This is a genomic window from Brevundimonas sp., assembly GCF_036659295.1.
Taxonomy (GTDB): Bacteria; Pseudomonadota; Alphaproteobacteria; order Caulobacterales; family Caulobacteraceae; genus Brevundimonas.
Genome location: NZ_JAVXCU010000001.1, coordinates 1 through 14,404, shown reverse-complemented (window position 1 = coordinate 14,404; position 14,404 = coordinate 1). Strand labels below are relative to the sequence as shown.

Annotated in this window: 11 protein-coding genes; 4 read left to right on the top strand and 7 right to left on the bottom strand. The window is 60.9% G+C overall.

What is annotated here, in order from left to right:
* Positions 1-6: 6 nt before the first annotated feature.
* The 5 genes from lpdA (RSB01_RS00055) to RSB01_RS00035 all read right to left on the bottom strand — a co-directional run bounded on the left by lpdA (RSB01_RS00055) (position 7) and on the right by RSB01_RS00035 (position 5,703).
* Positions 7-1,404, bottom strand: coding sequence for a dihydrolipoyl dehydrogenase (gene lpdA, locus RSB01_RS00055; protein ID WP_332619704.1), 1,398 nt, complete (start codon positions 1,402-1,404; stop codon positions 7-9).
* 98 nt (positions 1,405-1,502) lie between these two features.
* Positions 1,503-1,715 (bottom strand): GIY-YIG nuclease family protein, encoded by a 213-nt coding sequence (locus RSB01_RS00050; protein WP_332592009.1) that lies wholly within the window; start codon positions 1,713-1,715, stop codon positions 1,503-1,505.
* A 94-nt stretch (positions 1,716-1,809) separates the two neighbouring features.
* Positions 1,810-3,444 carry a 2-oxo acid dehydrogenase subunit E2 gene (locus tag RSB01_RS00045; RefSeq protein WP_332592007.1) on the bottom strand — a complete coding sequence of 545 codons (1,635 nt, stop codon included), beginning with the start codon at positions 3,442-3,444 and terminating at the stop codon, positions 1,810-1,812.
* A 1-nt stretch (position 3,445) separates the two neighbouring features.
* Positions 3,446-4,471, bottom strand: coding sequence for an alpha-ketoacid dehydrogenase subunit beta (locus RSB01_RS00040; RefSeq protein WP_332619705.1), 1,026 nt, complete (start codon positions 4,469-4,471; stop codon positions 3,446-3,448).
* A 2-nt stretch (positions 4,472-4,473) separates the two neighbouring features.
* Complete coding sequence (locus RSB01_RS00035; RefSeq protein WP_332592105.1) at positions 4,474-5,703, bottom strand: 3-methyl-2-oxobutanoate dehydrogenase (2-methylpropanoyl-transferring) subunit alpha; 1,230 nt, start codon at positions 5,701-5,703, stop codon at positions 4,474-4,476.
* Between the two features lie 145 nt (positions 5,704-5,848).
* On the opposite strand from RSB01_RS00035, the gene RSB01_RS00030 reads away from it, so the two are divergent.
* From RSB01_RS00030 to RSB01_RS00015, 4 genes are all read left to right on the top strand, one after another.
* Entirely contained in the window at positions 5,849-6,337 is a 489-nt protein-coding gene (locus RSB01_RS00030; RefSeq protein ID WP_332592106.1) for an Lrp/AsnC family transcriptional regulator, read from the top strand.
* A gap of 126 nt (positions 6,338-6,463) precedes the next feature.
* Complete coding sequence (locus RSB01_RS00025) at positions 6,464-7,345, top strand: pirin family protein (RefSeq protein ID WP_332620241.1); 882 nt, start codon at positions 6,464-6,466, stop codon at positions 7,343-7,345.
* A 115-nt stretch (positions 7,346-7,460) separates the two neighbouring features.
* Entirely contained in the window at positions 7,461-8,798 is a 1,338-nt protein-coding gene (locus RSB01_RS00020) for a GGDEF domain-containing protein (protein ID WP_332591791.1), read from the top strand.
* A gap of 177 nt (positions 8,799-8,975) precedes the next feature.
* Positions 8,976-9,674 carry an alpha/beta hydrolase gene (locus RSB01_RS00015; protein WP_332591792.1) on the top strand — a complete coding sequence of 233 codons (699 nt, stop codon included), beginning with the start codon at positions 8,976-8,978 and terminating at the stop codon, positions 9,672-9,674.
* A 141-nt stretch (positions 9,675-9,815) separates the two neighbouring features.
* Here RSB01_RS00015 and lpdA (RSB01_RS00010) read toward each other — a convergent pair whose 3' ends face one another.
* On the bottom strand, positions 9,816-11,216 hold the full coding sequence (gene lpdA / locus RSB01_RS00010) for a dihydrolipoyl dehydrogenase (RefSeq protein WP_332624960.1): 1,401 nt from the start codon (positions 11,214-11,216) through the stop codon (positions 9,816-9,818).
* Between the two features lie 199 nt (positions 11,217-11,415).
* Entirely contained in the window at positions 11,416-14,244 is a 2,829-nt protein-coding gene (locus tag RSB01_RS00005; RefSeq protein ID WP_332589798.1) for a TonB-dependent receptor, read from the bottom strand.
* Between the last annotated feature and the right edge of the window lie 160 nt (positions 14,245-14,404).

Sequence of the window (14,404 nt, the reverse complement as noted above, 5' to 3'; positions counted from 1 at the left end):
GAGTGGTCAGATGTGGATCGCGTGGCCTAGAGCGCGCAGGGAGGCCTCGTGGAAGGCTTCGCCGAGGGTCGGGTGGACGTGGATGGTGCCGGCGACGTCTTCCAGCACTGCGCCCATTTCCAGCATTTGGGCGAAGCTGTTGGACAGTTCGCTGACGTGCTGGCCGACGGCCTGGATACCCAGCAGGCGGTGATCATTCTTGTCGGCGATCACGCGCACGAAGCCGCCGTCATCGCCCGCCTCGATGGCCAGAGCGCGACCGATGGCAGCAAACGGGAAGACGGCCTGAATGACATCGTCACGGCCTTCGACATCCGAGACGCCCATACCCGCCGAGACGATTTCCGGCTCGGTGAAGCAGACGGCGGCGATGGTGGTCGGATCAAAGCGCTTGTTATGGCCCGCGATGATCTCGGCCACGACCTCGCCCTGAGCGGAACCCTTGTGGGCCAGCATCGGTTCGCCCGTCAGGTCACCGATGGCCCAGACGTTCTTCATCGAGGTGGCGCAGCGGTCGTCGATCTTCACGAACGGGCCTTCCATGGCCACGCCCATATTCTCCAGACCCCAGCCCTTGGTGCGGGCGCGGCGGCCCACAGTGACCAGCACCTTGTCGGCGGCCAGTTGCAGCGGGTTGCCGTCCTTGTCCGTGACGTTCAGCTTGCCGTCACCGAAGCCGCCAGCGCGGGCACCCAGCATCAGTTCAACACCGTGACGCTCCAGCCATTTGGCCACCGGATCGGTCAGGGCCTTATCGTACAGCGGCAGGATACGGTCGGCCATTTCCACAATGGCGACCTCGGCCCCCAGTTTGCGGAAGGCGATGCCCAGTTCCAGACCGATATAGCCACCACCGACGACGACCAGCTTTTTCGGCACTTCCGGCAGGGACAGAGCTTCGGTCGAGGAAATCACGTCGCCACCGAACGGCAGGAACGGCAGTTCGACAGGCTCTGAACCCGTGGCCAGAATGACATGTTCGGCGGTAATGCGGATGTCGCCATCCTCGGTCGCCACAATGCAGGTTTTGGCATCTTCGAACGTGGCCCAGCCCTTGATGACCTTGACCTTGGCCTTCTTCAGCAGGGCCGAAACGCCGCCGTTCAGCTTCTTGACGATGCCGTCCTTCCACTCGACCGTCTTCTTCAGGTCGATGGCAGGCGCAGACGCCGTAATGCCCAGCGTGCCCGCATCGGACGCCGCCTTGGCTACGGTTTCATACTTGCCCGCCGCATGGATGATGGCCTTGGACGGGATACAGCCCACGTTCAGGCAGGTACCGCCCAGACCAGCGGACGCATCCACCAGCACGGTCTCCAGACCCAGCTGCCCGCAACGGATACCGGCCACATAGCCGCCCGTGCCCGCGCCGATGATCAGGACTTTTGTTTTGATCTGCTGCATCACACTCTCCGCTCATCCCCGCGGAGGCGGGGACCCAGTGTTTGGCTAAGCACTCAGCGTCTCGGTGAGATCGCGCCAGCCGGGATTTAAATCTTCAATCAGCCGCAGTTTCCATTGGCGGTTCCATTTCTTGATCTGGCGCTCGCGCCGAAACGCCGCATCCGGGTTTCGTATGTTTCGAACCAGACCAAGGTCCCCACGCCATATTTCGACGTGAAGCCCGACCCTACCCCTTGCGCATGCTGCCAAGCCCGATGCCCGATATTGTCGGTCGAACCTGTATACAGCGTCCCGTTTCGCTGACTGGCCATGATGTAGGTGTAAAAGGCCAAATGCGGGGTCCAAAGCTAAAGCCTGGGTCCCCGCATCCGCGGGGGATGAGCGGAAGGGGTAGGTCGGTTTAGATTACATCCAGAGGGTTGCCGGATTTTCCAGCAGGTTCTTGATCTTCTGTGCGAAGACAGCCGCGTCGTGGCCGTCGACGATACGGTGATCGAAGCTGGAAGACAGGTTCATCATCTTGCGTACGACCATCTGGCCGTCCTTGACCACCACGCGATCGGCGATCTTGTTGGGGCCGATGATGGCGACTTCCGGATGGTTGATGATCGGGGTGTGCACCACACCGCCCAGCGTACCCAGCGAGGTGATGGTGATGGTCGAACCCGACAGTTCTTCGCGCTTGGCCGAACCGTCCTTGGCGGCACCCGACACGCGGGTGATTTCAAGGGCGGTGTCATAGGCATCGCGCGCCTCGGCGTGGCGGACCACCGGCACCATCAGGCCATTCGGCGTCTGGGCGGCAATGCCCAGATGCACGGCGGCGTGCTGGGTCAGAATACCCGCCTCGTCGTCATAGGTGGCGTTAATGTTCGGCTGGTCCTTCAGCGCCACGATGATGGCGCGGGCGATGAAAGGCAGGACGTTGAGCTTGGGCTTATCGCTGCCCTTGTTCTGGGCGTTCAGGTGACCGCGCAGCTCTTCCAGAGCCGTCATGTCGATCTCTTCCACATAGGTGATGTGGGGGATGCGACGGACGCTCTCGGCCATCTTTTCCGCGATCTTGCGGCGCAGGCCGATGATCTTGACCTCGGTCGTGCCTTCCGCCTTGGCATAGGGCGACGAAGCCGCACCTGCGCTCGGCGCAATCACACCACCACGGGCAACGAAAGCGTCGAGGTCTGCATGCTCGATACGGCCCGCAGGACCGGTACCCGGCACGAAGACCAGATCAATGCCCAGATCACGCGCACGCTGGCGCACAGCCGGAGAGGCCAGAGGACGCTCGCCTGCCTTGCGGCCGGTGACAGCAGCGATGGGCTTGGCAGATGCCTTGGGGGCCACAGCTGCCTTCGGAGCCTCGACCTTGGCCGGAGCCGGAGCTACAGCGGCCACAGGTGCCGCAACCGGAGCCGCCTCGCCCTTGCCTTCAACGAAGAAGCTGACCAGCGGGCCGCCGACCGGCAGGGCTTGCCCCGCCTCGCCGTGAAGCTGAACCACCTTGCCCGTGACGGGCGAGGTCAGTTCCACCGTGGCCTTGTCGGTCATCACCTCGGCGACGATCTGGTCTTCTTCGACCACATCGCCAACCTTGATGTGCCATGCCACCAGCTCGGCCTCGGCCGTGCCTTCGCCAACGTCCGGCAGCTTGAACACATGGTTCGCACCGGCGGCCGCGACGGCGGCAGCGGGGACATCGGAGGCGACTTCGGCTTTCGGCTCTTCCTTGGCGACCGGCGCTTCGACAGCCACCGGAGCAGCAGCAGGAGCGGCTTCCTCTGCGGCGGCATTGCCTTCGCCAGCGACTTCGAACTCGACCAGAGCGCCGCGCACCGGCAGCATTTCGCCCACTTCGCCGTGCAGCTTAGTGACCGTGCCGTCGACCGGCGAGGTGATCTCTACCGTCGCCTTGTCGGTCATGACCTCGGCAACAGCCTGATCCTCGGTGACCACATCACCAACCTTGACGTGCCATTGCACCAGCTCGGCCTCGGCCGTGCCTTCACCGACGTCGGGGAGTTTGAAAACAAAACGACCCATATCAGCGACCTCCTGCCATGACGGACTTCAGGGCATCGGCCACGCGTTGCGGGCCGGGGAAATATTCCCACTCAAACGCGTGGGGGTAAGGCGTATCCCAGCCCGTAACACGGGTGACGGGGGCCTCAAGGTGATAGAAGCAGCGCTCTTGAACCAGTGCGCTCAGTTCGCCGCCAAAGCCCGAGGTTTTCGGGGCTTCGTGGACGATGACGCAGCGGCCGGTCTTTTTGACGCTGGCCTCGATGGTTTCGATATCCAGCGGCACCAGCGTGCGCAGGTCAATCACCTCGGCATCTATACCGGCATGCTCGGCACCAGCCAGAGCAACCCACACCATGGTGCCATAGGCCAGAATGGTCACGTCATTGCCTTCGCGCATCACGCGGGCCTTGCCGATCGGCACATTGTATTTTTCAGCCGGAACCTGAGCCAGTTCCTGCGCCTTCCACGGGCTGACCGGCTTTTCGTGCCAGCCATCGAACGGGCCGTTATACAGGCGCTTCGGCTCGAAGAAGATGACCGGATCATCGTCCTCGATGGCCGAGGTCAGCAGACCCTTGGCGTCATACGGGTTGGACGGGATGACAACCTTCAGACCCGAAATATGGGTGAACAGGCTTTCGGGCGACTGCGAGTGGGTTTGGCCGCCGAAGATGCCACCGCCATAAGGCGAGCGCACCACCATCGGGCAGGTGAACTGGCCACCCGAGCGGTAACGCATCTTGGCTGCCTCGGACACGATCTGGTCGTAGGCCGGATAGATGTAGTCGGCGAACTGGATTTCCACGACAGGGCGCAGACCATAGGTCGACATGCCGACAGCGGCACCGACAATGCCCGATTCCGAGATCGGGGTGTCGAAGCTGCGGGTCAGGCCATGGTTCTTTTGCAGGTGGTCCGTCACACGGAACACGCCACCGAAATAACCGGTGTCCTCGCCGAACGACAGGACAGTCGGGTCTTCCGACATCTTATTATCCAGCGCCGAGTTCAGGGCCTGGATCATGTTCATCGCTGTGGTGCTCATACTCAGACTCCAACCTCGCGACGCTGCTCGACCAGACGCCAGTCCGGTTCGGCAAACACTTCTTCGAACATTTCTTTCACGCTCGGGCGCGACTGGCCCAGCGTACCGATAGCCTCGGATTCCTTGGCGGCGGCGCGCACCTGCTCGACGGCCTCGGCCTCGGCGGCGGTCTGCTGCTCGTCGGACCACTCGCCAATCTTGATCAGGTGCTGTTTCAGACGATCGATCGGATCGCCCAGCGGCCAATGCTCGTGCTCGTCGGCCGGACGGTAGCGGCTGGGATCATCCGAGGTCGAGTGCGGAGCACCGCGATAGGTGAAGATCTCGATCAGGGTTGCGCCCTGATTGGTGCGGGCACGCTCTTCGGCCCATGCGGTCGCGGCCCAAACAGCGAGGAAGTCGTTACCGTCTACGCGCAAGGAAGGCAGGCCATAGCCGATGCCCTTGGAGGCAAAGGTGGTTTCCATACCGCCAGCCACACCCTGGAAGGACGAGATCGCCCACTGGTTGTTGACCACGTTCAGGACCACCGGTGCCTTATAGACAGCCGCAAAGGTCAGGGCCGAGTGGAAGTCGCTCTCGGCGGTAGAGCCGTCACCGATCCATGCGGCAGCAATCTTGTTGTCGCCGCGATAGGCGCTGGCCATCGCCCAGCCCACAGCCTGGATATACTGGGTGCCGAGGTTGCCCGAGATCGTGAAGAACCCATAGTCCTTGGCCGAATACATGATCGGCAGCTGGCGGCCTTTGATCGGGTCAGCAGCATTGGAATAGATCTGGTTCATCATGCTCGCCAGCGGATAACCGCGCGAGATCAGCAGGCCCTGCTGGCGATAGGTGGGGAAGCCCATGTCCTCGCGGCTCAGAACCATGCCCTGTGCCACGGCAATCGCTTCCTCGCCGGTACACTTCATATAGAAGCTGGTCTTGCCCTGACGGTGGGCGCGGTGCATCCGGTCATCGAATGTGCGCGTCAGAATCATGGCCTTCAGACCACGACGCAGGGTGTCCGGATCCAGCTTGGGATTCCACGGACCCAGAGCATCGCCATTATCATCCAGAACGCGGATCAGGCGGAAGGCCATGTCGCGCATCTGTGACGGCTCGGTGCTGACCGAAGGGCGCTCTACAGCTCCCGCAGCATCCAGTTGCAGATGCGAAAAGTCCGGCTTGTCACCGGGGCGACCTGTTGGCTCCGGTACTCGAAGCGACAAAGGGGGCGTATTTTTCATATTTATCCCGTCCGGTTTACCGCACGCGTTTCCTCAGGATGAAAGGCATAGCATGGCTCATGCCTGACCGCTCTTCCAAATATACCCTTGCAATAATGCTAAATAGGGTATTTTATTGCGCAATAACCCAATTTGGAGAACGCCTTTGGCCGACGAACTTGATCCTATCGACGCCCGCATTCTGGATATCCTTCAACAGGACGCAGGTTTGTCGGTGGCCGAAGTCGCAGACCGCGTCGGCTTGTCGGCATCGCCATGCTGGCGCCGGATCAAGAGACTGGAGGATAGTGGCCTGATACGCAAGCGCGTAACGCTGCTAGATGCCAACTTGCTGGGCCTGGACTTCGAAGTCTATGCCATCGTGAAGCTGTCCCTGCCGACGCGCGAGAACCTCGACATCTTCGAAAATGCTGTCGCCCTGTGGCCCGAGGTTGTGCAATGCGCCACCATTACCGGCCGCGAGGACTATGTGTTGCGCGTCATCACGTCCGACATGCACACCTTTGACAAGTTCCTGCGCGACAAACTGCTGACGCTGGGCATCGTCTCGGACTGCGCCAGCCATATCGTGACGCGCGGCGTGAAAAATGTGACCACCCTGCCGCTCAGCATCATAACGCCGCACGTGACCTGAACGCCTTACTGATCAAACTTCATCCGGTTTGATATAAAGTCGCAAACGCCGCCCTTTAAGGGCGGCGTTTTTGTATTATCTTGTCTGCCATCCCCCTTCTCCGGTTTAAAACCAAGGAGCTACCCCATGATTGAACGGATCATCGAAGGACGTCGCCGCGATCTGGGCGGTTTCGAAGTTTCGCGAATTCTGCCGCACGCGCAAAAGCGCATGGTTGGTCCCTTTGTATTTCTGGACCAGATGGGCCCCGCAGAATTCGCGCCGGGCAGCGACGCCATCAATGTGCGCCCGCACCCGCATATCGGCCTGTCGACCCTGACCTATCTGTTCGAGGGCGAGATCATGCACCGCGACAGTCTGGGCTATACGCAGGCCATTCGCCCCGGCGAGGTCAACTGGATGACCGCAGGCTCGGGTATTGTGCATTCCGAGCGTACCGATCCGCTGAAAAAATCGCAGGGCGGCAAGATGCACGGTATGCAGGCCTGGGTGGCCCTGCCGGTCGAAAAAGAAGAGATCGCCCCCTCCTTCACCCATCTGGGCGAGGACGCACAGCCGACCTACGAGAATGGCGGCCTGTTTGCCCGTCTGGTGGCGGGCGAGGCTTTCGGTGCCAAGGCCGGAACGCCTGTGGAATCCCCGCTCTTCTACATCCACTGGGAAATGGCCGAAGGTGTTCGCGCCGCGCCCCCGCCCCCCAAATCCAAGGGTGGCTATACCGAGCGCGCTCTGTTCGTCGCCAAGGGTGTGATCGAGGTGGACGGTCGCCCCTTCCACGAAGGCCAGATGGTCGTCCTGTCTGCGCAAGCCGAGCCCACCGTCACGGCCCTGCAGCCGTCCAGCGTCATGGTCATGGGCGGAGAGCCTCTAGGGGAGCGCCTGATCTGGTGGAACTTTGTTTCGTCGTCGAAAGATCGCATGGAGCAGGCCAAGGCCGACTGGAAGGCCGGACGCATGAAATTGCCCGTCGATGACAATCAGGAGTTCATTCCGCTTCCGGAATCATAACTCCCGAATATAACGGCCATATTTACACCTTTGCCATAGGCGAAGTGACCATGCCGAACCCTGGCATTGGCCACCGCCTGTCTGCGCGCCACGATCCGACCGAACGAGTATTTGAATGAATAGCGTCCTCCCCCCGCTTTCAGGACACATCGAGCAACTGCTCCGCAGCCTTTCAAAGGACCATGCCGCCGATCTGGCCGACCGCTTCTACGAGGTCTTGCTGACCGACGAGAGCGCCCAGACCTTCCTCAGCTCCAGCCTCGTCGAAGAGAGGCTGAAGGCCTCGCTGATGAAATGGGTGCAGGACATCTTCCGGCAGGAAGGTGAGCAAAAGGCTATTTTCGAGCAGCACCAGCGCAAGATTGGCGAGGTGCATGCCCGCATTAAGGTGCCACTGCGTCTGGTCATGTACGGGGCCTCGGTGCTCAAAAACCGTATGAGCGAACTGGTCCTGCAAAGCGATCTGGACCGCGTCGATGCGGCCCACGCCATCATGCTGACCGATGGCCTGATCGATCAGGCCATCGCCATTATGAGCGAGGCCTATATGCAAGGCTCGATGCGCCGCGCGCAGGTGGACGAATCCTATCGCCTGTTTGCCCTGGGTCAGGACATTGCCCACGAACGCGACGGTCAGATCGCCGCGCTTCTGGAATGGCTGCAAGGTGTGCTGTTCCAGATGTTTGACGGCTGTGTGCTGCAACCGACATCGCTGGCCAGCTCGCCTTTCGGTCTATGGCTGACCCACCGTGCGGGTCTGATCTTTGACGGCTCGCCCAGCCTTACAGCCATCGAAGCCATTATTGCCCGTGTCGACAGCAGCATCCTGCCGCGCCTGATCACCGGTCACGAGACCAAGGGTGATCTGTCAGAGCCGCTTGGGGAACTGAAAAACAGCGTGCAGGAGATCAAATTCCTGCTGAACGACCTGTTCCAGAGCGTTGCGGGCCTCGAAAATGGTCGAGACCCGCTGACGCGCGCGCTGAACCGCCGCTTCCTACCCACCATTCTCAGCCGCGAAATCTCGCTGGCTACCAATAACGGGGCCCAGCTCAGCCTGATGATGCTGGACGTGGACCACTTCAAGGCCATCAACGACCAGTGGGGCCACTCCACCGGCGATGCCGTGCTGAAACAGGTCGCCGAGATCATTTCGGACAATGTCCGCCTTAGCGACTTTGTCTTCCGCTATGGCGGCGAAGAGTTCCTGATCGTTCTGGTCGAAACCTCCGCCGAAGAAGCCCACGTGGTGGCCGAACGCATCCGCGAGCAGCTGGCCAGCCGCGAGATCCGCTTGCCCGTAGGCGGCACGGCGCGCGTCACAGCCTCGCTGGGCCTTGCCGCCTTCAAGGATCACCCCGACTATAACGAGTTGATCGAAACCGCCGACAAGGCGCTCTACGAAGCCAAGAACGCAGGCCGCAACCGCACCATCATCGCCAAGGCGGCGTAACAGCAGCCGACCAGAACTGTGCGCGTTTAAAGCTCGCAAAGACTGCTTGCCCGAAACCATTCCGTCGATGCATCCCACAGCGCCTCCAGGCGTTAGGGATTTTACGAAAATGGAGCCGCACAGCATCAAGCCTAAATCCTCACTGAGCACTGAGCTCCTTATCAAAGGCGTATGGGTATGACCGATAAACCTACGATCATTCTAGTGCATGGATTTTGGGGCGGTGCGGCGCACTGGGCCAAGGTGATTGTCGAGCTTTCACGCCAGGGGTACGGCGCAATTCATGCCGTAGAACTGCCGCTCACATCATTGGCGGAAGATGCCGAACGTACCCGCAAGATGATTGCCCAACAGCAAGGCCCCGTCTTGCTAGTCGGGCATTCCTACGGCGGTGCGGTCATCACCGAAGCCGGCAATCAACCCAATGTGATCGGGCTTGTCTATATTGCAGCCTTCGCGCCTGACGCCGGTGAAAGTCCCGGCGGGATCATACAGGCCCACCCACCCGCAGCGGTCGCCAATATCACGCCGGACAGCGACGGATATCTATGGGTGAAACCGGAGAAGTACCACGAGAGTTTCTGTCAGGATTTGACGCTTGACGAGGCTCTGGTGATGGCCGTCACGCAGAAAGCTCCGCTTGCCACCACGTTCGGGGACGCCGTTAAGGCACCGGCGTGGAAGAACAAGCCTTCCTGGTACCAGATCTCCAGCGCCGACCGGATGATCTCGCCGGACAACCAGGCGCGCATGGCAGCAAATCTGGGCGCACGCAAGGTCATCACACTGGCGACCAGCCATGCCTCGCTGGCCTCGAAACCCGCCGAGGTTTCGGCGCTGATCGATGAAGCCGCAACGGAAGCTATAAAGGGTTAAACTTCGACCTCAGGGAGGCTAGGTGGTGGCCACCAGCTCCATGACAGGCACAACCGATAAAAAACGGCGCGCCCCTTATGGAGCGCGCCGTTCTCGTTTTAGCGAATTCCAATGCCCCTCAACTCAGTAGGGGCACTAAAATCAAGCCTGCATCGTCCAGCCCTCGACGCCCATGGCGGCTTGGCGAACGGCTTCCGAACGGGTCGGGTGCGGGTGGCAGGTGCGGGCGATGTCTTCGGAGGCACCACCAAACGCCATGGTCATGCAGGCTTCACCGATCAGCTCGCCCGCTTGCGGGCCAAAGATGTGGACGCCCAGAACCTTGTCGGTCGCTGCATCGGCCAGAACCTTCACGAAGCCTTCGGTCTCGTGGTTGATCTTGGCGCGGCTGTTGGCAGCGAACGGGAACTTGCCCTTCTTGTAGTTCACGCCTTCAGCCTTCAGGGCTTCTTCGGTCTTGCCGACCCATGCCACTTCCGGCGAGGTGTAGATGACCGACGGGACCAGTGCGTAATCGACGTGACCGGCCTTGCCGACCATCAGCTCGATCGCGGCAACCGCGTCTTCTTCAGCCTTGTGGGCCAGCATCGGGCCGTGGGTCACGTCACCGATAACCCAGACGCCATCGGCGACCTTGAAGTGGTCATTGGCGATGAAGCCACGCGCATCCGGCGTAACACCAACGGTTTCAAGACCGAGGCCAGCGGTGAACGGACGGCGGCCAATCGCCACCAGAACCACGTCACCCTTGATGGTTTCGGCAGCACCACCGGCAGCCGGTTCCACGGTCAGTTCGACACCGTCCTTGGAGGTCTTGGCACCGGTGACCTTGGTCGACATCTTGAACTTCAGGCCCTGCTTGGTCAGGCCGCGCTGGAAGGCGGTCGCCACTTCGGCGTCCATGCCTGCACCGACCTTGTCGAGATATTCGACGACGGTGACTTCGGCACCCAGACGACGCCAGACCGAACCCAGCTCCAGACCGATCACACCTGCGCCGATGACGACCATGTGCTTGGGCACCTTCGGCAGGAACAGAGCGCCCGACGAGTCGATGATCTTGCCGTCTTCGAAGGCGACACCCGGCAGCGGGGTCGGCTCGGAGCCGGTTGCGATCAGGATGTTCTTGGTTTCCAGAACGGTCTTGGTGCCATCGGCAGCTTCGACTTCAACCTTGCCGGTGCCGGCAATCTTGCCATAGCCGTTTACGACCGTGACCTTGTTCTTCTTCATCAGGAACTCGATGCCCTTGGTCAGGGCTTCGACGCTGTCGTCCTTGGACTTGTGCATCTGGCCAAGGTTCAGCTTCGGCTTCACTTCGATGCCGATGTGCGCGAACTCGTTATTAGCCTGCTCGAACAGTTCCGACGAATGCAGCAGCGCCTTGGTCGGCATACAGCCCACGTTCAGGCAGGTACCGCCCAGGGTCGGGCCCTTTTCGACGATCGCAGCCTTGAGGCCCAGTTGGCCCGCGCGGATGGCAGCGTTATAGCCACCGGGACCTGCACCGATGATGACGACGTCGTAGGCTGCTTCGGCCATGGGATCCTCTGAGCATTAGATGCGCCCACACACATACGGGCGCGTTGATTGGGGGCTTAGGCAGACCCAGTCACGGGGTCAACCGCTGGCGCTTATATGGGCGCACGTTTCGACCAATGCAAAGCGATGGTGTGGCGCCCGCGCGGCAAAAAAGGCCGGACTTTGCAGTCCGGCCTTTCGTTTTGCCCGATTACGGCGATCAGTATTTGAAGCGCACGCCCATAAAGACGTTGAAGCCGAACTTCTCGTACTCGTAAGTCCGCTCGCGGGTGCCGTAATATTTGACACCTGCCGAGTCCGTCAGGTTCTTGGCCTCGCCGAACACTTCGACGCCGTTGCCGAAGTCGTAGCTGGCGGTGAAGTCCAGTTGCTCCCGGCCCTCGACCAGCAGGTCGAAGTCGGCATCATCGGCATTGATCTCTTCCAGATAGTCGCTGCGCTTGGTGTAGCTGAGGCGCGCCGACAGACCGGCATTCTCGTAGAAGAGGGCCAGATTATAGTTGTTTTCCGACTGGCCCGGCAGTTGGAAGGTATCGCGCCCGCCATAGGCTTGCGCGGTTTTGATCTCCGCATCCGTATAGGTGTAGTTGGCAAAGACACCGAAGTTGGAGGCCCAACCCGGCAGGAAGCTGAACTTCTGCTGCCAGTTTAGCTCGATACCCGCCAGATGGCCTTCCGGCGCATTGATCGGGGTTTGGAACTCGGCGTCGTAAACCACGCCGTCAATCGTGACCTTGTCTCCATAGACGAGGGTGTAACGATAGTCGGACAGGTCCTTGTAGAAGGCATTGGCCGACAGGACGCCCAGACCGTCGAAATAATATTCCAGACCGAAGTCCAGATTGTTCGACAGGGTCGGCTTCAGGTCCGGATTACCGATCTCGTAGGTGATGTCCGAACCATCGGTTTCCTCGACACGGCGCGGAACGATCTGGTTGAACTCCGGACGGTTGATCGAGCGGGTCAGGGCGAAGCGACCGATCAGGTTTTCCGAGAAGCTGTGGCGGACGGTCAGGTTCGGGAAGAACTCGGTGTCGTCGCGGTCCACTCTGGCGATTGAGTAAACCTCGTCGCCATTGGCATCGACCACAAAGCTGGGGGCCGAGCCTTCGAACTTGGTGTTCTCGACGCGCAGACCCACGGTGACGCTGGTGGCCCCGCGATCAAAGCGGGCCTGACCATAACCGGCCAGAATATCTTCTTGCGCTTCATAGTCGGACACGACCGAGTCCGGCATGCGGCGGTCGGCTTTCGAACGGGCCGAGGCGAAATACTCGTCCACCAGACCGTTGTTGAACTTGTAGCCCAGCAGATAGTCGTAGTTGCGCGATTCCGTATCACCCAGCAGATCGGCATAGGATTGCGACGGGCCGTCACCGGCACGGCGGGTACGGAAGCGCTCTTCGTCAGCCGTCACCTCGCGGGTGCGGAACTTGCCGCCGAACTTCCACGTCACTTCCTGATCGCCAAAGCGCGACGGCAGTTCGAGGTTTAGTTGGGCCGAGACTTCTTCCTGCTCGGTCGTGTTCGAGCGGAACACCGTCTCGCGATAGCCGTACTCGCTGGCATTCATGTGCTCTTGCGTCGAGAACAGCGAATAGGTCGGCTCGTAATGGTCACCCGAGAAGTCATAGGTGACGGACGGCGTCAGATTGGAGCGGAACAGCAGTTCGTTGCGGTTCGGATAGGACTGCTCGGTCGAGGCCCAGGACAGGTTACCGTCCAGCACAGCGCCATTGCCGAAGATGTGCTCGCCACCGGCGGTCAGGGTGGTGATCTCGTTGACCTGCGTACGGTGACGCAACTGGCGCTCGACCGTGACATTGTCAAAGGTGGCTTTGCGGCTGTTGGAGCCAGCCACCATGTCGCCCTCGTCATAGGTCAGCAAAAGCTGGTTGCGGTATTCGTCGTCCTCGAACTTGGCAAACGAGCCGCGCGCCCACAGACGGGTCGCATCATTGGGACGGAACTCCAGACCACCGGTCACCGCCTGACGGGTACGCTCGGTGTCATAGTCCTTGAACAGGCTTTCCTCGAGGGCGAAGATTTCATTGCCTTCCGGCGTTTCCATCTTGGTCCAGCCGCTTTCGACATTGTCGGGACGGCGGTTGGTCTGGGAATAGGAATAGGACAACAGAGCGCCGAAACGCTCGTCTTCACCGAACACGTTCGAAGCGGTCAGGCCGCCACGGATGTCCTCGCCGCCATAATCATTATAGCTGGCACCACCATAGCCACTGAGGCTGAGACGGCGGCTGTCGAACGGCGAGCGGGTCTTGATATTGACGGCACCGGCGATGCTGTCGGCGTCTTGCGATGGCAACAGGGTCTTGGAGACCTCGACGTTCGAGACGATGTCCGACGGCAGGGTATCAAGGTCAACCGCGCGGGTGCCCGGATCGACCGAAGGCACTGCTACGCCGTCCACCGACACCGCCGTAAAGGCCGAAGGGGCACCGCGTATATTGATATAGCGACCTTCGCCCTGATCGCGCTGGATAGCGATACCGGCGACGCGTTGCAGGGATTCAGCGACGTTCGGGTCCGGATAGCGACCGATAGCGTCCGCCGACAGGACGTTGATCGTGCCGTCGGCATTGCGCTGCTGGTTCAACGAGCGGGCAACGCCTTCGGTAATCACGCCTTTAACCACCACATCGGCTACCGATGTCGCTTCCGAAGCGCCCAGCGCCAGCACCACCGAGGTCATCTGGCCCGACTGCACACGCACGGACTGGGTCGCGGTCGGCAGACCGATATAGCGGGCTTGCAGCACCACATCACCCGACACGCCGGTCATGTGGAACTCGCCTTGGGTGTTGGTGACGGCGCGGCGGCCTTGCGCAGTCACTTCCACGCCCGGCAGCGGTGCGCCATTGGCGTCAGTCACACGGCCATAGACCCCCTCGCCTGCGGGCACGACAGCCGCAGCAGCCACCAGACTGTCAGCGTGCGCCACCTGCGGCAACACAGCCATTCCCAAAACCAGCGGCGTCACAGCCACGCCCACGAGCAGTTGCAGTTTCATTATGCAGCATCCCCTAACGGAGGCCGTGTGGCGCTCCGGTGTTCAGGGGGCTGACTAATTGCGGGCTGCAACGGGCATGTGAGAGTTTCGCGAAACAGAATCGTCGTTCTCGAAACATGTCTGCGACATTTGCTCCCGATGCGGAGCAAGCGTGACAAAG

What these genes read in the sequence shown, in the direction of transcription:
- RSB01_RS00040 (WP_332619705.1), bottom strand. Translation starts at nt 4,471, where the DNA reads ATGAGCACCACAGCGATGAACATGATCCAGGCCCTGAACTCGGCGCTG.
- RSB01_RS00005 (WP_332589798.1), bottom strand. Translation starts at nt 14,244, where the DNA reads ATGAAACTGCAACTGCTCGTGGGCGTGGCTGTGACGCCGCTGGTTTTG.
- RSB01_RS00025 (WP_332620241.1), top strand. Translation starts at nt 6,464, where the DNA reads ATGATTGAACGGATCATCGAAGGACGTCGCCGCGATCTGGGCGGTTTC.
- RSB01_RS00035 (WP_332592105.1), bottom strand. Translation starts at nt 5,703, where the DNA reads ATGAAAAATACGCCCCCTTTGTCGCTTCGAGTACCGGAGCCAACAGGT.
- RSB01_RS00050 (WP_332592009.1), bottom strand. Translation starts at nt 1,715, where the DNA reads ATGGCCAGTCAGCGAAACGGGACGCTGTATACAGGTTCGACCGACAAT.
- RSB01_RS00015 (WP_332591792.1), top strand. Translation starts at nt 8,976, where the DNA reads ATGACCGATAAACCTACGATCATTCTAGTGCATGGATTTTGGGGCGGT.
- lpdA (WP_332624960.1), bottom strand. Translation starts at nt 11,216, where the DNA reads ATGGCCGAAGCAGCCTACGACGTCGTCATCATCGGTGCAGGTCCCGGT.
- RSB01_RS00045 (WP_332592007.1), bottom strand. Translation starts at nt 3,444, where the DNA reads ATGGGTCGTTTTGTTTTCAAACTCCCCGACGTCGGTGAAGGCACGGCC.
- lpdA (WP_332619704.1), bottom strand. Translation starts at nt 1,404, where the DNA reads ATGCAGCAGATCAAAACAAAAGTCCTGATCATCGGCGCGGGCACGGGC.
- RSB01_RS00020 (WP_332591791.1), top strand. Translation starts at nt 7,461, where the DNA reads ATGAATAGCGTCCTCCCCCCGCTTTCAGGACACATCGAGCAACTGCTC.